Origin of the sequence: Nocardia takedensis NBRC 100417, assembly GCF_000308695.1 — a bacterium.
GTDB classification, from domain to species: domain Bacteria; phylum Actinomycetota; class Actinomycetes; order Mycobacteriales; family Mycobacteriaceae; genus Nocardia; species Nocardia takedensis.
Map to the genome: position 1 here is coordinate 31,721 of NZ_BAGG01000040.1, position 24,029 is coordinate 55,749.

Genomic DNA, 24,029 nt, shown 5'->3' on the forward strand with positions numbered 1-24,029 from the left:
GCCCTGCGCTCTCCCGGGCCCATGCTCGAATTCCTGCGCGGCCGCGACGTGCTCGTCGCGGGCTGGGGCGTCTCCGGACGGTCCCTGATCGAACCGCTGCGCGACATCGGGGCCAATCCGGTGGTCACCGACGCGGGCGCCAAGGCGCTGGCCGAGGCCGCCGAACTCGGACTCGAGGTGGCCGCCTGCGCCGACCTCGAATCGACGCCGCCCGGTGAGCCGCGCGGTCTGTCCCGCTTCGCGCTGGTCATCACCAGTCCGGGCTGGCGGCCGGATTCGCCGGTGCTGGCGGCGGCGGTCACCGAGGGCATCCCGGTGTGGGGCGACGTCGAATTCGCCTGGTGGGTCGATCAGGCCCGGATCTACGGTCCGGTGCGCAAATGGCTGGTCATCACCGGGACCAACGGCAAGACCACCACCACCCAGATGACGCACGCGATCCTGCGCGCGGCCGGCATCGCCAGCGTGGCCTGCGGCAACATCGGGCTGCCCATCCTGGACGCGCTGCGCCGCACCCCCGGTCCGCAGGTGCTCGCGGTGGAACTGTCCTCGTTCCAACTGCACTGGGCGCCGTCGGTGCGCCCGGAGGCGGGCGTGGTGCTCAACGTCGCCGAGGATCACCTGGACTGGCACGGCGGCCTGGACGCCTACGCCGCCGCCAAGGCGCGCGCCCTGTACGGGCGGGTCGGCGTGGTCGGCCTGGACGACGCGGTCGCGGCCTCGCTGGCGCGCAAGGCCAAGGCCCGCCGGGTCATCGGTTTCCGCGTCGGCGTGCCCGCCGACGGCGAACTCGGCGTCGTGGACGGCAAACTGCTCGATCGGGCCTTCACCAAGGCCGCGATCCTGGCCGAGGTCGGCGACATCAGCCCGCCCGGGCCCGCGGGTGTGGCCGACGCGCTCGCGGCCTCCGCGCTGACCAGGGCCATCGACGTCGCCCCGCAGTTCGTGCGGGAAGGACTGATCGAGCACAAGGTCGGCCCGCACCGCGCGGCGTTCGTGCGCGAGGTCGCGGGCGTCGACTTCATCGACGATTCCAAGGCCACCAACCCGCACGCGGCGCGGTCCTCGATCCTGGCCCATCCGCACGTGGTGTGGATCGCGGGCGGGCAGTTGAAGGGCGCGCACGTCGAGGATCTGGTCGAGGAGGTCGCCGAACGACTCGTCGGCGCGGTGCTGATCGGCAGCGACGCGCCGGTGATCGCCGCCGCGTTGGCGCGACACGCGCCCGAAGTCCCGGTCGTGGAGGTCCGCGCGGGAGACGATGCAGGGATGCAGGACGATCCGTCGAGAGCCGACAAGGCCGACGCGCTGATGGCGCGGGCCGTGCGCGAAGCGGCGGGACTCGCCGGTCGCGGCGACACCGTGCTACTCGCGCCCGCGGCGGCCTCGTTGGACATGTTCGCCGATTACACCCACCGCGGACGCAGTTTCGCCGCCGCGGTGCACGCGCTGGAAGACGGTGACATCGGGCGGCAATTGTGACCACGGCGGCACGGGGACGGGAAGCACGCAAGGCGGCGCGCGGTGAGAGCGCCGGCGGCGGCACCCGTTTCGGCGCCTGGCTGGCGCGACCGTTGGCCTCGTTCCACCTGATCGTCACCATCGCGACACTGCTCACCGTGCTGGGCCTGGTGATGGTGCTCTCGGCGTCGAGCGTGGAAGCCTACGCGGTGGGCGGTTCGGCCTATTCGCTGTTCATCCAGCAGGCCATGTTCGCCGCGATCGGTTGCGTGCTGTTCTATCTGGCGCTGCGGATTCCGTTGCGCCGGTTGCGGCAGTGGTCGTTCCCGCTGTTCGCGGCCTCGGTGCTGGCGCTGCTGCTGGTGTTGATCCCCGGCATCGGTGAGGAGGTGCAGGGCGCGCGGCGCTGGTTCGTGCTCGGGCCGATCTCGGTGCAGCCCTCCGAGATCGTCAAGGTGACGCTGGTGGTGTGGGGCGCGCACCTGCTGGCCTCGCGCCGCTCGGAACGGGCCGGACTCAAGGACATCCTGGTGCCGCTGGTGCCCGCGGGCCTGCTGGTCTGTCTGCTGGTCGTGCTCCAGCCGAACCTGTCGACCACGATCGCGCTCGGCATCGTGCTGGCGGCGCTGCTGTGGTTCGGCGGACTGCCGGTGCGACTGTTCATCACGATCGCGATCTCCGGCGTCATCGCCGCGGCGGTGCTGGCGCTCTCGGCCGGCTACCGCTCGGACCGGATGCGCGCGTTCTTCAATCCCGGCGACGACCCGCAGGGCATCGGCTACCAGGCCCGCCAAGCCCTGTATTCGCTGGCCGACGGCGGGATCTGGGGCCGCGGCCTCGGGCAGAGCCGGGCCAAGTGGAGCTACCTGCCGAACTCGCACAACGACTTCATCTTCGCCATCATCGGCGAGGAACTGGGCTTCCTCGGCTGCGCGCTGGTGCTCGGACTGTTCGCGCTGTTCGTCTACACCGGCTTGCGGATCGCCGCGCGTTCGGTCGACCCGTTCCTGCGCCTGCTCACCGCGACCGCGACCACCTGGATCACCGCCCAGGCGCTGATCAACATCGGCTACGTGGTCGGATTGCTGCCCGTGACGGGTTTGCAGTTGCCGCTGGTGTCGGCCGGTGGCTCGTCGCTGGCGATCACGCTGTTCATGTTCGGCATCATCGCCAACGCGGCCCGCCACGAACCGGAGGCGGTTTCGGCGCTGCACGCCGGTCAGGACGGGCGGGTCAGCAGGTTGCTGCGCCTGCCCAAACCCGAGGTGTACTCGCCGGCCAAAGCGCAGTCGGCCCGAGCGCGCCGCGCGCCGCAGGACGGCAGGCGTCAGCCGCCGCCCGCGCGTCGCCAGCCCCCGCGTCGCCGCCCGCCCGAACAACAACCACGCCGCCGCTCGGCCGAGAGCCGCGGCACCAGTTCGCTGCGCGCCACCCGCGCGTGGGAACCGACTTATCCGATGCCACATGCTAGAGAACGGGGTAGATCCAGGTGAGTGACGTGCGGTCCGGGCTTTCGGTGATCGTCGCGGGTGGTGGTACCGCGGGACATATCGAACCCGCCCTCGCCGTCGCGGACGCGCTGCGCCGACTCGACGACACGATTCGGGTGACCGCCCTCGGCACCCAGCGTGGCCTGGAGACCACGCTGGTGCCCGAGCGCGGATATCCGTTGGAGCTCATCCCGCCGGTCCCGTTGCCGCGCAAGCCGAGTGCCGACCTGCTGCGCCTGCCGGGCCGGGTGCGCGCCTCGGTGGCCCGCACTCGCGAGGTCATCGACGCCGTACAGGCCGATGTCGTCATCGGATTCGGCGGTTACGTCGCGCTGCCCGCGTATCTGGCGGCGGGGCGCGGCCTGACCCGGCGGCGTCGCGCGGTGCCGGTGGTGGTGCACGAGGCCAACGCCAAGGCGGGCATCGCGAACAAGGTGGGCGCGCGCCGCGCCGCGCGCGTACTGGCGGCGGTGCCCGGTTCGGGGCTCTCGCACGCGCAGGTCGTCGGCATCCCGGTGCGCGCGGCCATCACCACGTTGGACCGCGCCGCGCTGCGCGCCGCGGCCCGCGACGAATTCGGCCTGCCCCCCGACGGACCGGTGCTGCTGGTCTTCGGCGGTTCGCAGGGCGCGCGCACCCTCAACGAGGCGGTGTCCTCGGCGGCGCCGCAGTTGGCGGCCGCGGGCATCTCGGTGCTGCACGCGCACGGACCGAAGAACACCCTCGAGGTCACCGAACGCGACGGCGCGTCCCGCTACGTCGCGCTGCCGTACCTGTCGCGGATGGATCTGGCCTACGCCGCGGCCGACGCGGTGGTGTGCCGATCGGGCGCGATGACGGTGGCCGAGGTGTCCGCGGTCGGATTGCCCGCCTTCTATGTTCCGCTGCCGCACGGCAACGGCGAACAGGAACTCAACGCCCGACCGGTGGTCGCCAAGGGGGGTGGCAGAATCGTCCCCGATTCGGAACTGACCCCGAAATATGTGATCGACGAGGTGATACCGCTGCTCACGGACCCGGCACGGCTGAGCGAGATGGGGCGCGCCGCCGCGGGCGCCGGACATCGCGACGCCGCCGACGAAGTGGCGCGGATCGTTGTGGAGGTGGCCGGTCGTGAGTGACGAGGATCGTTCGGAACTGCCCGCCGAACTACAGCGGGTGCACATGGTCGGCATCGGCGGCGCGGGCATGTCGGGGATCGCGCGCATCCTGCTCTCGCGGGGCGGCGCGGTCTCCGGGTCCGACGCCAAGGAGAGCCGCGGGGTGTTGGCGCTGCGGGCGCGCGGCGCGCAGGTGCGCATCGGTCACGACGCCAACGCGCTGGACCTGCTGCCCGGCGGCCCGACCGTGGTGGTGACCACCTACGCCGCCATCCCGAAGACCAATCCGGAACTGGTCGAGGCGCATCGGCGCGAGATCCCGGTGCTGCTGCGCCCGACCGTGCTGGCCTCGCTGATGCGCGGCCACCGCAGCCTGCTGGTGTCCGGTACGCACGGCAAGACCTCGACCACCTCGATGCTGATCGTGTCGTTGCAGCACTGCGGCCTCGACCCGTCCTTCGCGGTCGGCGGCGAGCTCAACGAGGCGGGCACCAACGCCCACCACGGCACCGGCGACATCTTCGTGGCCGAGGCCGACGAGAGCGACGGTTCGCTGTTGCAGTACGACCCGGATGTCGCGGTCGTCACCAACATCGAGTCCGATCACCTGGACTTCTTCGGCACCGACGAGGCGTACGTCCAGGTCTTCGACGATTTCACCGAACGCCTCGCCGCGGGCGGACTGCTGGTGGTGTGCCTGGACGATCCCGGTTCGCGGGCGCTGGCCGAGCGGGTGGGCCCCGGCCTCGCCGCGCGCGGTGTGCGCGTGCTCGGTTACGGCTCCGGCGATCTCACCGACGCGCCCGTCCCGGTCGGTGTGCGACTGCACAACTGGGAGCCGCGCGACGTCGGCGGCGTAGCCCAGTTCCAGCTCTCCGACGAACCCGGCCCGCGCACGCTGCGGTTGGCGGTGCCGGGCAGGCACATGGCCCTCAACGCGCTGGGCGCGCTGCTGGCCGCGCGGGCGGCGGGCGCGGACCCGGACGAGATCGTGCAGGGGCTCGAAGGTTTCGGCGGGGTGCATCGCCGCTTCCAGTTCGTCGGCCGGGAGAACGGCGTGCGCGTCTTCGACGACTACGCCCACCACCCGACCGAGGTGCGCGCGGTGCTCGGTGCCGCCGCCGAACTGGTGCAGCAGGAGGCCCGCGACGGCGCGCGGTCGCGCCAGGGCCGGGTCATCGTGGTCTTCCAACCCCACCTCTACAGCCGCACCGCCACGTTCGCGACCGAATTCGGCGCGGCGCTGAGTCTGGCCGACGAAGTGGTCGTCCTCGACGTCTTCGGCGCGCGGGAGGAACCGCTGCCGGGTGTGAACGGCGCGCTGGTCGCCCAGGCGGTGACGGCGCCGGTGCACTATCAGCCGGACATGTCGCGGGTCGGCCGCCAGGTCGCCGGCCTGACCCTGCCCGGTGACGTCGTGATCACCATGGGCGCGGGCGATGTGACGATGCTGGGCAGCCAGATCCTCGACGGCCTGCGGGCACGGCCCCAGTACGGTCGGTGACCCGGATGCGGGCGCCGTTCGCGGGGCGCGTGGCCGAGCGGGGAGCCGAACTGCTCGCCCGCCTGCGGTCGGTGCGCCCGGGCCGGGTGCGGCTGTGGTCGCTGCTCGGCGCGGCGGTGCTCACCGTGGTCGTGCTGCTGGCGTGGTTCACGCCCGCGCTGTCGGTGCGCACCGTGCAGATCAGCGGCACCGTGAAGGTGACCGAGGCGCAGGTCGAGGAGCAGTTGCGGATCCCGTCGGGTCTGTCGATGCTGCGGTTGGACACCAACGAGGTGGCGCGGCGGGTGGCCGACATCCCGAAGGTGCGCAGCGCCCGGGTGCAGCGGGTCTTCCCCTCGACGGTGCGGGTGACGGTGGAGGAGCGCGAGGCGGTGCTCTATTTCGACAGCCCGCAGGGCGCGCATCTGCTCGACGCCGACGGGGTGGAGTTCGCCGTGGAGCAGGCGCCGATCGGCGTCCCGAAACTGCTCGCCGAGCGCCCGAGCGCCGCCGATCCGGTCACCCAGGCCGCGGTCGCCGTGCTGAACGCCCTGCCACCCGCCTTGACGATCCAGGTGGGCGAGGTTGCCGCACGGTCGATTTCGGACATCTCGTTGAGTCTGAAGGACGGACGCGAGGTACTGTGGGGTGGAGCGGCCGACGCCGAGCGCAAAGCGCAGGTGGTGTTGCCGCTGCTGACACGTGAGGGAACGGTGTTCGACGTTTCGAGTCCGAATCTGGTCACGGTAAAGTGATCCACACCCATTGTGCCCAGGGTTTTTTCGGTGCCACCGAGAAGGGGACCGGGGGCAAACGTCCACGATACGACGTGTTTCGCGGCGAGACGAGAAGGATCACACAAGATTCTGTCACTCGTCTCGGCGCGCCTGCGCGCGTATCGCGGCGGCTGCGAATAGCGTTCCGCACCAGTCGGATACTTGACATAACGCTAACCCTATGGTTGAGGTTGAGGGTTGGCCCGAACGGTCGGAACCGACCCGGACCGCGGAGCACGGCGGCGCGGGCCGGCGCGCGGCGAGATGTCTCGAATCCGGAAACGACAGGCTTTAGATCGAAGGAAGGCGAGAGCCCATGACGCCCCCGCACAACTACCTTGCGGTGATCAAGGTCGTCGGTATCGGCGGCGGCGGTGTGAATGCCGTCAACCGGATGATCGAGCAGGGACTCAAAGGTGTCGAGTTCATCGCGGTCAACACCGACGCGCAGGCCCTGCTGATGAGTGATGCCGACGTCAAACTCGACGTCGGCCGGGAACTCACCCGCGGCCTCGGCGCCGGCGCCGACCCCGAGGTCGGACGCCGCGCGGCCGAGGACCACAAGGACGAGATCGAGGAAGTCCTCAAGGGCGCGGACATGGTGTTCGTGACCGCGGGCGAGGGCGGCGGCACCGGCACCGGCGGCGCGCCCGTCGTGGCCAGCATCGCCCGCAAACTCGGCGCGCTCACCATCGGTGTGGTCACCCGGCCGTTCTCCTTCGAGGGCAAGCGCCGCGGCGGACAGGCCGAGACGGGCATCAACCTGCTGCGCGAATCCTGCGACACCCTCATCGTCATCCCGAACGATCGCCTGCTCCAACTCGGCGACGCGGCCGTCAGTCTCATGGACGCCTTCCGTTCCGCCGACGAGGTGCTGCTCAACGGTGTCCAGGGCATCACCGACCTGATCACCACCCCGGGTCTGATCAACGTCGACTTCGCCGACGTCAAGAGCGTCATGTCCGGCGCGGGCAGCGCGCTCATGGGCATCGGCTCGGCGCGCGGCGAGGGCCGATCGGTCAAGGCCGCCGAGGCCGCGATCAACTCCCCGCTGCTCGAGGCGTCCATGGACGGCGCGCACGGCGTGCTGCTCTCGATCGCGGGCGGGTCGGACCTCGGTCTGTTCGAGATCAACGAGGCCGCCTCGCTGGTGCAGGAGGCCGCCCACATCGAGGCCAACATCATCTTCGGTACGGTCATCGACGATTCGCTCGGCGACGAGGTGCGCGTCACCGTGATCGCGGCCGGATTCGACGGCGGCGGACCGGCGCGGCGCACTTTCGAGCGACCGGGGACCATCGGCCGGGCGAGCGCGGGGGAGTTGGGCGGGTCACGCACCGCGGAGGTCACCGCCAGAGGGGATACCGCGGCGCCGCCACCGCGTACACCCACGCGCGGCACCGTGCCCAGCTACCAGGAAGCCGAACGGGCCCGCCTGGATTCCTCGGCCGCGCGCTCGCACATGCAGCCGCCGCCGGACATCGACGACGATGACGACGACGTCGACGTGCCGTCGTTCATGCGTCGCTGAGGCTCCTTCGCGCACGACGAGGCTGATCCGCACCGCGGGTCGGCCTCTCTTGGTGTGTCGGGAGCCTGCGGTTTCGGCGTCGCGCCGGGGCGGCCGTTAGGCTCGAATCCATGACTGCTGCGCCGACTCTGACCGTGCGACGGGTGACGACGACCAGGGCGGGCGGATTCTCGGCCCCGCCCTACGACTCGTTCAACCTCGGCGATCACGTCGGCGACGATCCCGCGGCGGTGCGGCGCAACCGCGAAAGGTTGGCCGAGGGCATCGGCCTGAGCCCCGACCGTCTGGTGTGGATGGAGCAGATCCACAGCCGCACGGTGACCATCGTGGACGGTCCGCGCGCCGAACCGGTCCCGGCCACCGACGCCGTGGTGACGACCGTCCCGAACCTGGCGTTGGTCACCCTGTCGGCGGACTGTGTGCCGGTACTGCTGTCCGATGACGAGGCCGGGGTGATCGCCGCGGTGCACGCGGGACGGATCGGCGCCAGGGTCGGCATCGTGCCCGCCGTGCTCGCGGCGATGGAATCGGTGGGGGCCAGGATGGACCGCATCGGCGCGTTCCTGGGCCCGGCCGCCTCCGGGCGGCGCTACGAGGTGCCCGCGGCGATGCGCGAGGACGTGGAGCGGCATCTGCCGGGCAGCGCGGCCACCACCGTGCACGGCACGCCGTCGCTCGACCTGCGCGCGGGCATCCGTCGGCAGCTGACCGAGGCCGGTGTCGGCGGGGTCGCGGTCGACCCGCGCTGCACCATCGAGGACAAGACGTTGTTCAGCCATCGACGCGGCGCGCCGACCGGGCGACTCGCAGGTGTGATTTGGATGCAAGCGGGTACGTGAGGCAACGTGTGTCGGTTCGGCACCGGCACGACGGGTTCACCAAGCCATTCGGTAACCCCGCGCGATCGGTGGCCGACGGGAGAGTGAGGGTCGGGTGAACGGGATCGCGGAGTCGACGGTGGCGTCGCGGACGGCGGAGTTGTCCGCGCGGTTGGACGGATTGCTGGCGCGGATCGAGGCGGCGCGCGTGGCCGCCGGTCGCGAACCGGGGTCGGTGCGTCTGCTGCCGGTGACGAAGTTCTTCCCGGCGCGCGACATCGAGATCCTGTATCGGCTCGGCCGCCGGGAATTCGGCGAGTCGCGCGAGCAGGAGGCCACCGCCAAGGTCGCGGATCTGCGCGCGCTCGCATCGTCCGACGAGGCCGATTCGGCCATCGCCTGGCACATGATCGGTCGCCTGCAACGCAACAAGGCGCGGGTGGTCGCCCGCTGGGCGCACACCGTGCACTCGGTGGACAGCGAGCGGCTGGCAACGGCCCTTGACGCGGGGGCGCGCGCCGCCCTCGACGCCGGGGAGCGCGCCGAACCGTTGCGGGTGCTGCTGCAAGTGAGCCTGGACGCCGATCCCGGACGCGGCGGAGTGGTTCCCGAGGAGCTGGACCGCTTGGCCGACGGGGTCGCGGAATCGGCGTCGCTGCGGCTCGGGGGCCTGATGGCCATCCCGCCACTCGACGCCGACGCCGATAGCGCGTTCGCGCGTCTTGCGAGTTTGCACACGTCGCTGCTGGGCCGACATCCCGGGGCGACCGAGCTTTCCGCAGGAATGTCGGGCGATATCGAGCAGGCGGTCGAACATGGTTCGACATGTGTGCGTGTCGGTACCGCCCTGATGGGTCCGAGGCCGATAACCTCGGCGTAGCAAAGAAACCTCATCAGTCACATTCGACACATATGCTTGGGACGGACGAGGGGCTGAGCAAGACTTCAACACCCGGCCGCCACCGGGGCCGAAGGAAGGTCGACCAATGAGCACGCTGCACAAGTTCAAGGCGTACTTCGGCATGGTTCCTCTCGAGGATTACGAAGACGACTACGTCGACGATCGCGGCCCCCGTGGGGCCGGCGAGCGCGGCGCTGCTCGGCCCCGCGGCTACTCCGACCGGGCCGGGTACGGTGCCGACCGCTACGCCGAGGATCGTTACGGCGTGGACCGTTTCGGTCCCGAGCGCTTCGGCCCCGACCGGTTCGAGGACGAGCCCGACTACCCGGAGCCCGCGTACAAGTCGCCCTACAAGGCGGGGTACCCGCCCGGGCGCGACTACGGTGAGGAGCCGTACGGCGAGGACCGTTACGAGGTTCCGCGGCGCCCCACCCGGATCGATGCCGCGCCCTCCTCGGGCGCGCGTTTCCGGGCGGGCGGCGGTGCGCCGATGCTGCGAGGAGCCACCCGCGGTGCGCTCGCCGTGGATCCCGACGCCGAGGAGCGACGGCTGGAGGAGCGCATGCGCCCGGAGCCCGCTGTCGCCCGCAGGCCAGGGATCTTCGAGGACGGAGGTCCCTTGTCCAAGATCACGACGCTGCGCCCGCGCGACTACAGCGAGGCCCGCATCATCGGTGAGCGCTTCCGCGAGGGCAACCCGGTCATCATGGACCTGGTCGATCTGAGCAACGCCGACGCCAAGCGCCTGGTCGACTTCGCCGCCGGACTGGCCTTCGCCCTGCGCGGTTCGTTCGACAAGGTCGCGACGAAGGTGTTCCTGCTCTCACCGGCCGACGTCGACGTATCGGCCGAGGAGCGCCGCCGCATCGCCGAAACGGGCTTCTACAACCAGAAATAGGGGTCCGATGCGGGGGGTGGGGTGGTCCGGTCGGGGGCGGGGCGGTGTGGTCATTTTGCGCGAGGCGGATTTTCGGGCAGAGTGAACTCCGTGGCCTTGTTCGCGGTGCTGTACTTCGTACTGTTCATCTTCTGGCTGTTGTTGATCAGCCGGGTGATCGTCGAGTTCGTGCGTAGCTTCGCCCGTGACTGGCGTCCCACGGGCGTCGTCGTCGTGGTCCTGGAGGTCATCTTCACGATCACGGATCCCCCGGTGAAACTGCTGAGGCGGCTGATACCACCGGTGTCCCTGGGGGGAATTCGCCTGGACCTGTCGATTATGGTCCTGCTTTTCATCGTCTTCATCCTGATGTCGATCGTGAGCAGGCTCGGCCAACCGGTAGCTCCGGTGTGACAGAATGGGCGAAGATACCGTGCCAGATCTGCTAGATCTCCAAAAGACGCGTGAAGGGATCCTTCCATGCCGCTGACTCCAGCCGATGTGCACAACGTCGCGTTCAGCAAACCGCCGATCGGGAAGCGCGGCTACAACGAGGACGAGGTCGACGCCTTCCTGGACCTCGTCGAGCAGGAGCTCTCGCGGCTGATCGAGGAGAACGCGGATCTGCGTCAGCGGGTCGCGGAGTTGGACGCCGAGCTGGCCGATGCCAAGAAGAATCGCTCGGCGGCCCCCGCCACGGTGAAGGCTCCCATCCAGCAGGCCCCTCCGCCCCCTCCGGAACCGATCAAACCCCCGGTCCAGCAAGCGCCGCCGGCCCCGATGCCGGTGGCGGCGCCCGCTCCCAAGGACGCACCGGGCGCGGACGCGAATCTGCAGGCGGCCAAGGTGCTCAGCCTCGCCCAGGAGATGGCGGACCGGCTCACCAGCGATGCCAAGTCCGAGTCGGAGAACCTGCTGTCCAACGCGCGGGCGAACTCCGAGCGACTGGTCAGTGACGCGCGCACCCGGTCGGAGGCGATGATCGCCGACGCCCGCCAGAAGTCCGACGCGATGCTGTCCGACGCCCAGAACCGTTCCGACAGCCAGTTGCGCCAGGCCAAGGAGAAGGCCGATGCCTTGCAGGCCGACGCCGAGCGCAAGCACACCGAGATCATGGCCACCATCACCCAGCAGCGCAGTGTGCTGGAGAGCCGGATCGAGCAGCTCAAGACCTTCGAGCGGGAGTACCGCGTCCGGCTGAAGTCCTACCTGGAATCGCAGCTCGAGGAGTTGGAGAACCGTGGTTCGGCGGTCCCGGTGGACGGTGGCGAGCCCTTCGACACCAACACCGGCAGCCTCGCTCCCGCGTCGTTCGCCAAGGGCGGCAAGTAACACCGGGTGTGATGCGGTGCGTCGCATCGTCGCGCCGTCGGCTGCCGGGACGAGAGTTGTCCAGAAGGTAGCCGACGGTGCTGTAGAGCCGCCTGGGCTACCCTGGGGGTCACCATGCTCGTCGTGACGCTCGTTCTCGCCGCCATCGGATTCGCGCTGCTGGTGACCGCTCTCACCACCGGCTCGGTGTTGTGGGCATGGGGTTGCATCATCGTGTGCGTCGTCGGCGCTGTGCTGTTGCTGGTGAGCGCGTTGTCGATTCGGCGTCCGGACGGGGACGGCCCGGAACCACCGCGGCGACACGTTCGTCGTTAGGCGTCCGACAAGGCGCGGTCCGCGAGTCGGGCCGCGCCGAATTCGGTTGACGGGGCCGGCTAGAATCGAAGAACACGGCGTGGATCCGGCTATCACCGGGGAGCCTTCGGAAGAACGGCGCGGGTTGCCCGCGTCCAGTAGAACCGAACGGGTCGAGCCCGTCACAGCTCCTACGAGAGGTCCGGTCGATCGTTTGCCGGACAAGCGGGGTGGTACCGCGGTTTCGGCGTGACGTGCGCCGGTGTCGTCCCCGTGCCGACACCGAACGCGCCGCGGGGCGCGTGGCACGAGGAGACCTATCCGCGATGGCGGACGACAGCAGCAGCGCTTATCCCCGCGTCGATCTCGGCGCGGGCAGCAGTGGCTCGTTCCCGCAGATGGAACGGCGTGTGCTCGACGCCTGGGCCGCCGACGACACCTTCCGAGCGAGCATCGACAACCGCCCGGCCGACGGGTCCGGGCCGGGTCAGGAGTTCGTCTTCTACGACGGACCGCCGTTTGCCAACGGTCTGCCGCATTACGGGCACCTGCTCACCGGATACGTCAAGGATCTGATTCCTCGTTTCCAGACCATGCGCGGTAAGCGTGTCGAGCGGCGTTTCGGCTGGGACTGCCACGGATTGCCCGCGGAAATCGAAGCCGAAAAGCAGCTCGGTATCACGGACAAATCACAGATCGACGCCATGGGGCTGGCCGAATTCAATGCCGCCTGTAAATCTTCGGTACTGCGGTATACCGGAGAATGGCGCGACTACGTGACCCGGCAGGCCCGCTGGGTCGACTTCGACAACGACTACAAGACCCTGGATCTCGACTTCATGGAGTCGGTGATGTGGGCGTTCAAGTCGCTGTACGACAAGGGCCTGATCTACCAGGGCTTCCGGGTGCTGCCCTACAGCTGGTACGAGCAGACGCCGCTGTCGAACCAGGAGACCCGCCTCGACGACGCCTACAAGATGCGTCAGGATCCGGCGGTCACCGTGGACATGGTGCTCGCCGTCGCGGCCGAGCACCCGCTGCACGCGCTCGACGGCGCGAACGCGCTGATCTGGACCACCACGCCGTGGACCCTGCCGTCCAACCTGGCGATCGCCGTGCACCCGGACGTGCGCTACGTGCACCTGCGCGCCGCCGACGGCAAGCGCTATGTGCTGGCCGCCGAGCGGGTGGGGCACTACACGCGCGAATTCGGCGAGGAGCCGCAGGTTCTGGGCGAGTTCGACGGCGCGGCGCTGGCCGGGCTCTCCTACGCGCCGCCGTTCGATTTCTTCCTGGGGCATCCGAACGCGCACCGGGTGTTGACGGCCGACTATGTGACCACCGATTCCGGTACCGGCGTCGTCCACCTCGCGCCGGCTTTCGGCGAGGAGGACATGGACGTCGCCTCGGCCGCCGGGATCGAGATCGTGCAGCCGTTGGATCCGGGCGGCAAGTTCACCTCGATGGTGCCCCCCTACGAGGGCCTGATGGTCTTCGACGCCAACCCGGTGATCATCAAGGATCTCAAGGCCGCCGGAAAGCTGCTGCGGCACGAGACGATCGAGCACTCGTATCCGCACAGTTGGCGTTCGGGCCAGCCGCTGATCTACATGGCGGTGCCGTCGTGGTTCGTGGCGGTGACCGAGTTCCGCGACCGCATGGTGGAGCTGAACAAGCGGATCAACTGGGTGCCCGAGCACATCCGCGACGGTCAGTTCGGCAAGTGGCTCGAGGGCGCGCGCGACTGGAACATCAGCCGTAACCGCTACTGGGGCAGTCCGATCCCGGTCTGGGTCTCCGACGATCCGGCCTACCCCCGGGTGGACGTCTACGGCTCGCTCGACGAGCTCGAGCGTGATTTCGGCGTGCGCCCGGACGATCTGCACCGGCCGATGATCGATCAGCTGACCCGCCCGAATCCCGACGATCCGTCGGGCGCTTCGACGATGCGTCGGGTGCCCGAGGTGCTGGACTGCTGGTTCGAATCGGGCTCGATGCCGTTCGCGCAGGTGCACTACCCGTTCGAGAACAAGGACTGGTTCGACTCGCACTTCCCGGGCGACTTCATCGTCGAGTACAACGGGCAGACCCGCGGCTGGTTCTACACCCTGCACGTGCTGGGCACGGCGCTGTTCGACAGTCCGGCCTTCTCCAATGTCGCCGCCCACGGCATCGTCCTGGGTGAGGACGGGCTGAAGATGTCGAAGTCCAAGGGCAACTACCCGGATGTGAACGAGGTGTTCGACCGGGACGGCTCGGACGCGATGCGCTGGTTCCTGATGAGTTCGCCGATCCTGCGGGGCGGCAATCTCATCGTCACCGAGCGCGGCATCCGCGAGGGGATCGGCCACGCGCTGCGACCGCTGTGGAACGCGTGGACCTTCTTGCAGCTCTACGCCTCGACGCCGGGGACGTGGCGTACGGATTCGCCGAACGTGCTGGACCGCTACATCCTCGCCAAAGTGGCCGCGACCCGGGATGTGATGACCGACGCGCTCGAGAGCTACGACATCGCGGGCGCCTGCGAGGAGCTGCGCGGCTTCGCCGACGCGCTGACCAATTGGTATGTGCGCCGGTCGCGTTCGCGGTTCTGGTCGGAGGACCGTGACGCGGTCGACACCTTGCACACGGTGCTCGAGGTGGTGACGCGTCTGGCCGCGCCGCTGCTGCCGCTGATCTCGGAGGTGATCTGGCGCGGGCTGACCGGCGGACGTTCGGTGCATCTGGCCGACTGGCCGGACAAGGGCGAGGTGCCCGAGGACGCGGAGTTGGTGGCCGCGATGGACGAGGTCCGCACGGTCTGTTCGACGGTGCTCGGTCTGCGCAAGGCGCGCAACCTGCGGGTGCGGTTGCCGTTGGCGGAGGTGACGATCGCGGCGGCCGACGCGCAGCGGTTGCGCCCCTTCGCCGACATCATCGCCGACGAGGTCAACGTCAAGAAGGTCGACCTGACCACCGATGTGGCCGTGCACGGCCGTTTCGAGCTGGCGGTCAACGCCAGGGCGGCGGGTCCGCGCCTGGGCAAGGACGTGCAGACGGTCATCAAGGCGGTCAAGGCGGGCGAGTGGTCCGAGGACGCCGACGGCGTGGTGAGCGCCGCCGGGATCGCGCTGTTGCCCGAGGAGTACTCGCAGCGGTTGGTGGCGGCCGAGCCGGATTCGACGGCGGCGCTGCCGGGCAATGCCGGTCTGGTGGTGCTGGATTCGGCGGTGACCGAGGAGTTGGAGGCCGAGGGCTGGGCCCGCGACCTGATCCGTGACTTGCAGGAGACCCGCAAGTCGCTGGGGCTCGACGTCTCGGACCGGATCTCGGTGGTGTTGGCGGTGCCCGAGGAGCGGGCAGCCTGGGCGGCGACGCACCGCGACCTGATCGCCGGGGAGATCCTGGCGACGGAGTTGAGCTTCGGTGAGCCGGGGCCCGAGGCCGCCGAGATCGTCGGCGGGGTCCGGGTGTCGGTCGTCAAGGCATGAGGACCGCGTCGGGGCGGGTGCGCCCGCCCGTCCCGACGCGACCTCCGGCGATACCCGGAGTAGGCCAACCTCACTCGATCCTGTGATTCGAATCACATGCTGGAGGTTAGCTGAAAACCGTGCCGAGATTTCGTACCGACCGGCACAATTTTTGGTGTTACTGGTGATACCGATAGTGCTACTGGTGTCGCAGTAGCCGTTCAACGAGATTTTCCCTGTGTGAACCGCGTTGTCCCGGTCCGTGGCCGGGTGCAGTACGCGCTGTGGTCGGCAGTGTCACTCCGATGGCAAGGATGATGCTGCGAGTTAGCCGGGCCGCCCTCACGGCGGCCGACAGCTGGGCCGACAGTGAAGGGCGAGCACGTGAACAGGAAACCGTTGCGCCGAAGCCTCTTCGGCTTCGTCATCTCCCTGGCGGCGACGCTGGTCCTGGCCGGACCCGCGTTCTCCGACACCGGCAGTTCCTCCCTCAGCGGTGGCACCGGATCAGGGGGTTCGGGCAGTTCCAGCGGATCGGCGGTTCTGCCGCTGCCCAGCGTCGCCGGACTCGGCGCGCTCGCGGCGGCCACCACCCAGGTCGGCAAGCCCTACGAGTGGGGCGGCGTCGGGCCGAACTCGTGGGACTGCTCCGGGCTGGTGCAGTGGGCTTTCCGGCAGGTCGGCGTCAGCCTGCCGCGCACGACCTGGCAGCAGGCGAAGGTGGGCGCTCAGGTGCCCTTCGGCGCGCTGTCCCCGGGCGATGTGATCGTGCTCAACAACGACGGCTCGCACGTCGGTATCTACGCCGGTGGCGGACAGGTGCTCAACGCCTTCGACTGGGGCGTCCCGGTCGGGCTGACCCCGCTCAGCTACTGGGACATCTACACCATCCGCCGGTTCTGAGGGGCGCGCGCGGCGCGGAGCGGCCTTCGGGCCTGCTCCGCGCCGTTCGTTTCGGTCAGCCCTCGTCCACGAGTTGCCGCAGTCGCGGTCCGTACTCCGGGTGGGCCAGCGCCGAGGCGAACTGGGCGACCAGGTAGTCGGCCGGATTGCCGGTGTCGTACCAGCGCCCCCGGATGACCTGTCCGTAGACCTCGTGCTCGGCGGCGTGGACGTTGATGGCGTCGGTCAGGTAGACCTCGCCCTCGCGGTGTTCGTACCAGCGCTCGGTCTGGCGACGCAGTTCCTCCACGATGCCGGGCGTGACCACGTAGCCGCCGATCGCGGCGTAGGCCGAGGGCGCGTCCTCGGGCTTGGGCTTCTCCCGCAGGCCGGTGATGCGCAGCAGACCGTCGCCGCGGTCGTCGGCGACCACCGGGACGCCGTAGCGCTGGGATTCCGACGGGTCCATCGGCATCAGGGCCAGCACCGGCGCGCCGGTGGCCTCGAAGGCGTGGATCAACTGCTGGGCGCGCGGGACCTCGGCCACGAACACGTCGTCGGGCCACAGCACCAGCATCGGCTCCTCGCCCGCGTTGCGGGCCGCGTTGAGCACCGGGGTGCCGTTTCCGTAGGGCCCGTGCTGGTCGAGATAGGTGATGTGGCCCAGGCGCGAGAGTTCGCCGACCTCTTCCACGGCGTCGGCGTAGGCGGTCTTGCCGTCGGCGCGCAACTGGGCCACCAGGGCGGGGTTGGGGCGGAAGTGGTCCTGGATCAAGGACTTCCCGCCGCTGACGACGATGGTGATGTCGGTGATGCCCGAGGCGACCAGTTCGCGCACGGTGTGTTCGATGACCGGCTTGTCGCCGACCGGCAACATCTCCTTCGGGGTGGCCTTGGTCAGGGGGAGCAGCCGGGAGCCGATTCCGGCGGCCGGGATGACGGCCTTGCGGATCTTCATCGTCCGATCATCACATACCGATACCGACCGCAGGTTCGTTCCCCGGCCCCGCGTGGCGTACCTGCCAGGTCGGCATCCGAGCAGGTCAAGGGGTATGACGCGGCGGTCGGTCGGCACGCGGGCGGCAGCGCATCCCCGGCGGACCCGCAGCAACCTCCGTGCTGTCGCACAGGCGCGGACACGCGCGGTCGTGCGGTCTCGCCACACCGGAAGGGCGGCTCGGCGGCGGGGCACGGAGCGGGCGGCGGCACGGGTTCCGGCGCTGTTCGCGGGGTGTGCGGACCTGTCGGTGGGTCGGCGTAGATTCCGTGCCATGGGCAGTCGGGACCGGGGGTGGGCGTGAGGTCGCGCGCGGGGTCGGCCGCCGCGGCGGACACGCCCGCGCGCGCCGCGGGGAAATTCTCGGCGAAACCACAGTGAACAGCAGGCCGCCCTACCCGCCCGAACACGCGCACAGCACCGCGCGGCGATGGGTGCTGCACATCGATATGGACGCCTTCTTCGCCTCGGTGGAGCAGTTGACCCGTCCCACGCTGCGGGGCCGCCCGGTGCTCGTCGGCGGCACCGGCGGGCGGGGTGTGGTGGCGGGGGCCAGCTACGAGGCGCGGGTGTTCGGCGCGCGCTCGGCCATGCCGATGCATCAGGCCAAGCGGTTGGTCGGGCCGAGCGCGGTGGTGGTGCCGCCGCGCGGCGCGGTCTACGGGGTCCTCAGCGGGCGGGTCTTCGACGTGCTGCGCGGCCGCATCCCGGTCCTGGAGACGCTCTCCTTCGACGAGGCGTTCGGCGAACCCGCCGACCTGGTCGGGGCGAGCGCCGAACGGGTGCGCGAATTCTGCGCGGAGTTACGGGAATCGGTGCGCGAGCGGACCGGACTGGTCGCCTCGGTGGGCGCGGGCGCCGGCAAGCAGGTGGCCAAGATCGCCTCCGGGTTGGCCAAACCCGATGGCATCCGGGTGGTCTCGCCCGCCGAACAGGACGAACTGCTGGCCCGGTTGCCGGTGCGCAAGCTGTGGGGGATCGGCCCGGTCGCCGAATCCCGGCTGCGCTCACTGGGAATCGAGACCGTCGGCGCGTTCGCGGCGCTGCCCGAACAGGAGGCGGTGTCGCTGCTGGGCGGCAGCGTCGGCGCGGCGCTGCACCGGTTGGCCCGCGGTATCGACGATCGCCCGGTCGCCGAACGGACCGAGGCCAAGCAGATCAGCGCCGAGACCACCTTCGAGAGCGATATCGTCACCCTCGACCGGCTGCGTCCGGCGATCGAGGCGATGGCGGCGGCCGCGCACGCGCGCCTGGAACGCGACGGGCGCGCGGCGCGCACGGTGGTGCTCAAACTCAGGAAGAACGACATGAGCATCGTGACGCGCTCGTTCACCCTGCCCTACGCCACCACCGACCTGCCTACCCTGGCCACCGCCGCGCAGCGTTCGGCGATCGATCCGGTGGAACTGGGCCCGATCCGGTTGGTGGGCGTGGGTTTCGGCGGATTGTCCACGGTGCGTCAGGAATCGCTGTTCCCGGAACTGGATCGCACGCCCGTCGCGGAACCCTCGGCCGAGGCGAGTGTCGAACCCGAGGTCGCTCCGTCGCGCACCCGCGGCGACGACAGGACGGGCTGGTATCCCGGAATGGATGTCAGCCACCCGGATTTCGGACACGGGTGGGTGCAGGGCGCGGGCCACGGCGTGGTCACGGTACGGTTCGAGACCAGTTCGACAGGTCCGGGTCCGGCGCGTACCTTCGGCGCGGACGACACCGGTCTGTCCCGGGCGGACCCGCTGGGCAGTCTGGCCTGACGGGTAGCCTGTGCTTCGTGCGACGCCGCCGGTGGGGTGGACGCCGCGCGGACCTACCGGGATCTCCGTATCCGCCTACACGACGCAAAGGACGAGCAGTTGAAGCTTCGTAAGACTGGACGCATCGCGATCGCAGGCCTCGCCGTCGTCGCCACGCTGGGCCTGAGCGCCTGCGGTGGGGACGATTCGAGCGACACCGCCAAGCCGACCAAGGCGACGACCAGCGCCAAGGCCACGGCCGCGGCGAACCTGCCCGCGGTCCCGACCGTGGCGGAGCTGAACGCGCAGTTGCAGAAGGCGCTCGACCCGGCGGTGCCCAATTCCGAGAAGCTCGAGATGGTGCAGGGCGCCGAGGCCGATCCGGAGTTGCCGGGCCGCTTGGCCGAGGCCTACAAGGGCGCGGGCGCCACGGTCGAGGTCACCGAGGTGACGGCCTTCGGCGACACCATCAACGCCAAGGCCAAGATCGTGCTCAACGGCCAGGAGAACATCGCCGACGTGCCGTTCGTCGCCGAGAACGGCCAGTGGAAGGTCCAGAAGGCGTGGGCCTGCCAGATTCTGACCACGCTCGGCCAGCAGTCCACCGCCTGCGCCTGAGCCGGCCACCCTGGGAATCCGCGTTCGGATTCCCGGGGACATCCCGCTCACGGGCCTGATACCGACCGGCTGAAACGGGCGCGGAGTTCGTTCTCAGGAAGTCCGGTTACTATCACCCCCCGTGTCCGACACGATGGAACGGGCGGCCGGGCCGTCCGCGGTGGAATCCGAATCCGGTACGGCCCAGCGTGATACGCGCGGCGGATGGGCCAGACCGGTCGCGCTGCTGGCCGCCGTCATCGGGGCGCTGTGCGCGCTCGCGGTGCCGCTGCTGCCGGTGCGGGTGGATGCCGCCACCCTGTCGTGGCCGCAAGCAGGCGCGACGAGTGCGGTCGAAGCGCCGCTGATCGCGTACGCGCCCACCAGCTTCGACGCCACGGTGCCGTGTCCGGCGATCACCTCGCTCGCCTCCTCGGGCGGCCTGCTCGCCGCGACCGCGCCCACGGGTGCGCCGGACCTGGAGAAGTACGGTTTCGTGGCCCGGGTGCGCCCGGCCACCGCCGACGCGCCCGCCCGCTTCGAGGCGGTCCTGCGCAACCGCGCGCTGTTCGACCTGCCGGTGGAGCAACTGGCCCCGGACTGCGTGTTCACCGTGCACGCCGAGTCCACAGCGGCCACCGCGACGCTGACCGGCGCGGACCCGGTGAATCTGACCGGTGATCTGCGTCCGCAGATGGTGGGGATCTTCAGCGACCTGACGGTCGCCGACGGGACGAAGGTCACCGCCGAACTCGACACCCGCTTCTATTCGAGTCCCACCCCGATCAAGCGGATCGCGATCTGGACCGCCCTGGCGGCGACGGTGATCGCGCTGGCCGCGCTGTTCCGGTTGGACCGCCTGGATCGGCGCGGGGCCCGCCGCATCCTGCCGCAGCGCTGGTGGACGTTCTCCCTGCCCGACGGTGTGGTGTTCGGCACGCTGGTGCTCTGGCATTTCATCGGCGCGACGACCTCCGACGACGGCTACCAGTTCGGGATGGGCCGCGCCTCGCTCGCCTCGGGCTACATGGCGAACTACTTCCGCTACTTCGGCGTCCCGGAGACGCCGATCGGCACGCCCTACTACGACCTGCTCGGCTTCCTGTCGCAGGTGTCCACCGCCAGTCCGTGGATGCGCCTGCCCGCGCTGTTGGCCGGGATGGTGACGTGGCTGGTGATCAGCCGCGAGGTGGTGCCGCGGCTGGGCGTGGCGGTGCGTCGCAACCGGGTGGCGCTGTGGACCGGCGCGCTGGTGTTCCTGGCGGTGTGGCTGCCCTACAACAACGGTCTGCGGCCGGAACCGTATGTGGCCCTGGGCGTGCTGCTGACCTGGTGTTCGGTCGAACGCGGCATCGCCACGCGCAGGCTGCTGCCCTTCGCGGTGGCGATCCTGGTCGCGGCGCTGAGTTGTACGGTCGGTCCGCACGGCCTGATCTGCGTGGCGGCGCTGCTGGCCGGCCTGCGGCCGATGGTTCACATCCTGGCGGCGCGGGCGCGCACGGTCGGGTGGCTGCCGCTGCTGGCCCCGCTGTTCGCGGCGGGTGTGGTCATCCTGGCGGTCGCCTTCGCCGACCAACCGGCGACCGCGATGCTGGAGATGCGGCGGGTGCACCAACTCGCCGGTCCCGACGTCAAGTGGTACGACGAATATCTGCGCTACCAGTACCTGTTCATGAGCACCGTGGACGGGTCGGTGGCGCGCCGCTTCGGCATCTTCGTGATGCTGGCCGGCCTGGTGGTGTGCCTGCTGGTGCTGCTGCGCAAGGGCGGACGGATTCCGACCGCCTCGGTCGGTCCCGCCCAGCGCATCATCGGCGTCACGGTCGGCGCGGTGCTGCTCATGATGACCACGCCGACCAAGTGGACCCACCACCTGGGCGTGTTCGCCGGTCTGGCCGGTGTGGTGGCGGTGCTCACGGCGGTGGCGGTCGGCCCGCGGGTGATGCGCGCGCCGCGCAACCGCGCCTTGTTCGCGGCCGGGGTGGCGTTCTTGCTGGCGCTGGTGTTCTCCGGGCCCAACGGCTGGTGGTACGTCTCGGCCTACAGCATTCCGTGGTGGGACAAGCGTCCGTCGCTGGCCGGGTTCGGTGTCAACCAACTGTTCCTGGTGGCGACGGTCGCGCTGCTGGCGCTGGCCGCGTGGTGGCATGTGCGCGCGCCGGAACCCGGTTCGTCGCATCGGGTCTCGCGGCTGGGGTGGCGTTTCGCCACGATTCCGCCGCTGACCCTGGCCGCGGCCGCGCTGGTGCTGTTCGAGGTGTTGTCCTTCGCCAAGGGCGCGATGGCGCAGGGGGAGTCGTTCTCGCTGGCGCGGTCCAATGTCGAGGCGGTACTGGGCAGTCCGTGCGGCCTGGCCGAGCACGTCTTGGTCGAGACGGACCCGAACGCGGGCATGTTGACGCCGCTGGAAGGCGACGCGGCCACCGCCTTGGCGGGTTCGGGAACCGGCTTCACTCCCACCGGCGTGGCCCAGGATCTCAGCGCCGACGCGGAGAAGGGCGCGGACGCCGCGATCGCCGGATCGGTGGACAGCACCCCCGGCGCCGAGACCCAGACCGGCACTTCCGGATCGGCGCTGCCGTTCGGTCTCGACCCGGCCACCCCGGTGCTCGGCACCGACGGCGCCACCGAGCCCGCCTCGATCACCACCGGGTGGTACCGCCTGCCCGCCGAGCGCGCGGGCCTGGTCTCGATCAGCGCCGCTGGACGCATCCGCTCGGTCGACGCCGACGGCGTGGTCTCGGCGGGACAGCCGCTCGAGGTCGAGTTCGCGACGCTGGTCGACGGTGTCGCGAAGCCCGCGGGCCGGGTCACCCCGATCGATATCGGTCCCGCGCCGTCGTGGCGCAACCTGCGGGTGCCGATGGATCGAATTCCCGCGCAGGTCGATCTGATCCGGATCGTCGCCTCCGACCGCGACCGCGATCCCGAGCAGTGGCTGGCCTTCACCCCGCCCCGGGTGCCGCGCACCAGCACGCTGAACCAGGTGGTGGGCAGTACGGACCCGGTGCTGCTGGACTGGGCGGTCGGACTCCAGTTCCCGTGCCAGCGGCCCTTCGACCACCGCGAGGGCATCGCCGAGATCCCCGGCTACCGCATCCTGCCCGATCGGGTGGGCGCCCACGACACCACGCTGTGGCAGAACCACGACGGCGGCGGACCGCTGGGGTGGACGCCGCTGCTGCTCGAGTCGAGCACGCTGGCGACCTACCTGGCCGACGACTGGGACCGCGACTGGGGCGAGTTGCAGCGCTTCACCCGCCGCGATCCCGACGCCGTGCCCGCCGATCCGGTGGTGGTCGAGAAGGACCATCCCGGCTGGTGGAGCCCCGGCCTGATCAACGTGGGTTGGTAGGCGCCCGTTCGGCGTCGGCCCCGCCCTCGGTCACGAGGACGGGGACGGCGCGGGCCCGGCGCGAACGCAGCAGGGCGTCGGCGGTGAACACCGCGAGGGCCGCCCAGATCAGGCCGAAGCCGACCCAGCGGGAGGCGGGCATCGGTTCGTGCACCACCGCCACGCCCCAGACCATCTGCAACGCGGGCGTCAGGTATTGCAGGATGCCCATGGTGGAGAGGGTGACCCGCTGGGCGGCCACGGCGAACAGCAGCAGCGGCACCAGCGTGACCGGACCCGTCGCCATCATCAGCGCGGTGTGCGAGGGGCTGGAGAGGAATTCGCCGCGGCCCAGCAGCGCGAACACCGCCAGCAGGATGAGCGCGACCGGCGCGGCGACGATGCCCTCGGCGGCGATGCCGCGCAGCGCGTCGAGTCGGATGACCTTCTTGACCAGGCCGTAGCAGGCGAACGAGCAGGCCAGCGCCAGGGCGATCCACGGCGGTCGGCCGTAGTCGACGGTCAGCACGGCGACGGCGAGCGCGCCCAACCCCAGGGCCGCCCACTGCGCGCGGCGCAGACGTTCGCGGAAGATGATCACGCCGAAGGTGACCGTCACCAGTGGGTTGACGAAATAGCCGAGGGCGCATTCGACGACGTGGCCGGAGATCACCCCGAAGACGTAGACGCCCCAGTTGATCGACAGGGCGGCCGAGGCCGCGGCGGCCAGCCACCAGGTGCGCGCGTCGATGCCGCGCATCTCGCGCAACCGGCCCGCCGCGATCAACACGATCAGCACCAGTAGCAGGGTCCAGAGGATGCGTTGGGCGACGACCTCCACGGGGTCGGCGAAGGCCAGCAACCCGAAGAAGGCGGGGAACAGTCCCCAGATCAGATAGGCGCTCGTTCCGAACGCGACACCGGGCACCGCCGTGATTCGCCGCACCGGGCTCAGACTACTGCGCGCGGAGGAA

The 24,029-nt window shown here is 70.1% G+C and carries 19 protein-coding genes; 17 read left to right on the forward strand and 2 right to left on the reverse strand.

What is annotated here, in order from left to right; all coding sequences use genetic code 11:
* The first annotated feature begins 21 nt into the window (after nt 1–21).
* The 14 genes from murD (at nt 22) to ON30_RS09570 (ending at nt 16,415) form a co-directional block, all read left to right on the forward strand.
* Nucleotides 22–1,482, forward strand: coding sequence for a UDP-N-acetylmuramoyl-L-alanine--D-glutamate ligase (gene murD / locus ON30_RS09505; RefSeq protein ID WP_040705878.1), 1,461 nt, complete (start codon nt 22–24; stop codon nt 1,480–1,482).
* The gene (ftsW, locus tag ON30_RS09510; RefSeq protein ID WP_373282527.1) at nt 1,476–2,954 is read left to right on the forward strand and encodes a putative lipid II flippase FtsW; all 1,479 of its coding nucleotides are present in this window, start codon (nt 1,476–1,478) and stop codon (nt 2,952–2,954) included. Before murD ends, ftsW begins: the two co-directional genes overlap by 7 nt.
* Nucleotides 2,951–4,072, forward strand: coding sequence for an undecaprenyldiphospho-muramoylpentapeptide beta-N-acetylglucosaminyltransferase (gene murG / locus ON30_RS09515; protein ID WP_040705879.1), 1,122 nt, complete (start codon nt 2,951–2,953; stop codon nt 4,070–4,072). Before ftsW ends, murG begins: the two co-directional genes overlap by 4 nt.
* Before the next feature lie 43 nt (nt 4,073–4,115).
* Nucleotides 4,116–5,555: a UDP-N-acetylmuramate--L-alanine ligase gene (murC, locus tag ON30_RS09520; protein WP_051029132.1), complete on the forward strand. Its 1,440-nt coding sequence runs from the start codon at nt 4,116–4,118 to the stop codon at nt 5,553–5,555.
* Nucleotides 5,556–5,560: 5 nt separating this feature from the next.
* Nucleotides 5,561–6,289: a cell division protein FtsQ/DivIB gene (locus ON30_RS09525; protein WP_051029133.1), complete on the forward strand. Its 729-nt coding sequence runs from the start codon at nt 5,561–5,563 to the stop codon at nt 6,287–6,289.
* Between the two features lie 337 nt (nt 6,290–6,626).
* The gene (gene ftsZ / locus ON30_RS09530; RefSeq protein ID WP_040705881.1) at nt 6,627–7,841 is read left to right on the forward strand and encodes a cell division protein FtsZ; all 1,215 of its coding nucleotides are present in this window, start codon (nt 6,627–6,629) and stop codon (nt 7,839–7,841) included.
* Between the two features lie 110 nt (nt 7,842–7,951).
* Nucleotides 7,952–8,680, forward strand: a complete 729-nt coding sequence (pgeF, locus tag ON30_RS09535) for a peptidoglycan editing factor PgeF (RefSeq protein ID WP_040705882.1) — start codon at nt 7,952–7,954, stop codon at nt 8,678–8,680.
* A 103-nt stretch (nt 8,681–8,783) separates the two neighbouring features.
* On the forward strand, nt 8,784–9,539 hold the full coding sequence (locus tag ON30_RS09540) for a YggS family pyridoxal phosphate-dependent enzyme (protein WP_040705912.1): 756 nt from the start codon (nt 8,784–8,786) through the stop codon (nt 9,537–9,539).
* Nucleotides 9,540–9,645: 106 nt separating this feature from the next.
* On the forward strand, nt 9,646–10,458 hold the full coding sequence (locus ON30_RS09545) for a cell division protein SepF (RefSeq protein ID WP_040705883.1): 813 nt from the start codon (nt 9,646–9,648) through the stop codon (nt 10,456–10,458).
* 90 nt (nt 10,459–10,548) lie between these two features.
* Nucleotides 10,549–10,851, forward strand: coding sequence for a YggT family protein (locus ON30_RS09550; RefSeq protein WP_040705884.1), 303 nt, complete (start codon nt 10,549–10,551; stop codon nt 10,849–10,851).
* A 66-nt stretch (nt 10,852–10,917) separates the two neighbouring features.
* Nucleotides 10,918–11,769 (forward strand): DivIVA-like cell division protein Wag31, encoded by an 852-nt coding sequence (gene wag31, locus ON30_RS09555; protein ID WP_040705885.1) that lies wholly within the window; start codon nt 10,918–10,920, stop codon nt 11,767–11,769.
* Between the two features lie 114 nt (nt 11,770–11,883).
* A complete protein-coding gene (locus ON30_RS09560) occupies nt 11,884–12,084 on the forward strand; it encodes a hypothetical protein (RefSeq protein WP_040705886.1) in 201 nt (66 codons plus the stop codon).
* 305 nt (nt 12,085–12,389) lie between these two features.
* On the forward strand, nt 12,390–15,533 hold the full coding sequence (gene ileS / locus ON30_RS09565) for an isoleucine--tRNA ligase (protein ID WP_040705887.1): 3,144 nt from the start codon (nt 12,390–12,392) through the stop codon (nt 15,531–15,533).
* A 363-nt stretch (nt 15,534–15,896) separates the two neighbouring features.
* A complete protein-coding gene (locus ON30_RS09570; protein ID WP_085999299.1) occupies nt 15,897–16,415 on the forward strand; it encodes an NlpC/P60 family protein in 519 nt (172 codons plus the stop codon).
* A gap of 55 nt (nt 16,416–16,470) precedes the next feature.
* Here ON30_RS09570 and ON30_RS09575 read toward each other — a convergent pair whose 3' ends face one another.
* Nucleotides 16,471–17,352: a UTP--glucose-1-phosphate uridylyltransferase gene (locus tag ON30_RS09575; protein ID WP_040705888.1), complete on the reverse strand. Its 882-nt coding sequence runs from the start codon at nt 17,350–17,352 to the stop codon at nt 16,471–16,473.
* A gap of 488 nt (nt 17,353–17,840) precedes the next feature.
* On the opposite strand from ON30_RS09575, the gene ON30_RS09580 reads away from it, so the two are divergent.
* From ON30_RS09580 to ON30_RS09590, 3 genes are all read left to right on the forward strand, one after another.
* Nucleotides 17,841–19,145: a DNA polymerase IV gene (locus ON30_RS09580; RefSeq protein WP_085999300.1), complete on the forward strand. Its 1,305-nt coding sequence runs from the start codon at nt 17,841–17,843 to the stop codon at nt 19,143–19,145.
* Between the two features lie 99 nt (nt 19,146–19,244).
* A complete protein-coding gene (locus ON30_RS09585) occupies nt 19,245–19,742 on the forward strand; it encodes a WKL family lipoprotein (RefSeq protein ID WP_040705914.1) in 498 nt (165 codons plus the stop codon).
* Nucleotides 19,743–19,875: 133 nt separating this feature from the next.
* Nucleotides 19,876–23,076: an arabinosyltransferase domain-containing protein gene (locus ON30_RS09590; RefSeq protein ID WP_083911273.1), complete on the forward strand. Its 3,201-nt coding sequence runs from the start codon at nt 19,876–19,878 to the stop codon at nt 23,074–23,076.
* On the opposite strand, the gene rarD is transcribed toward ON30_RS09590, so the two are convergent.
* Nucleotides 23,060–24,010 (reverse strand): EamA family transporter RarD, encoded by a 951-nt coding sequence (rarD, locus tag ON30_RS09595; protein ID WP_373282528.1) that lies wholly within the window; start codon nt 24,008–24,010, stop codon nt 23,060–23,062. The genes ON30_RS09590 and rarD overlap by 17 nt on opposite strands.
* Nucleotides 24,011–24,029: the final 19 nt, after the last annotated feature.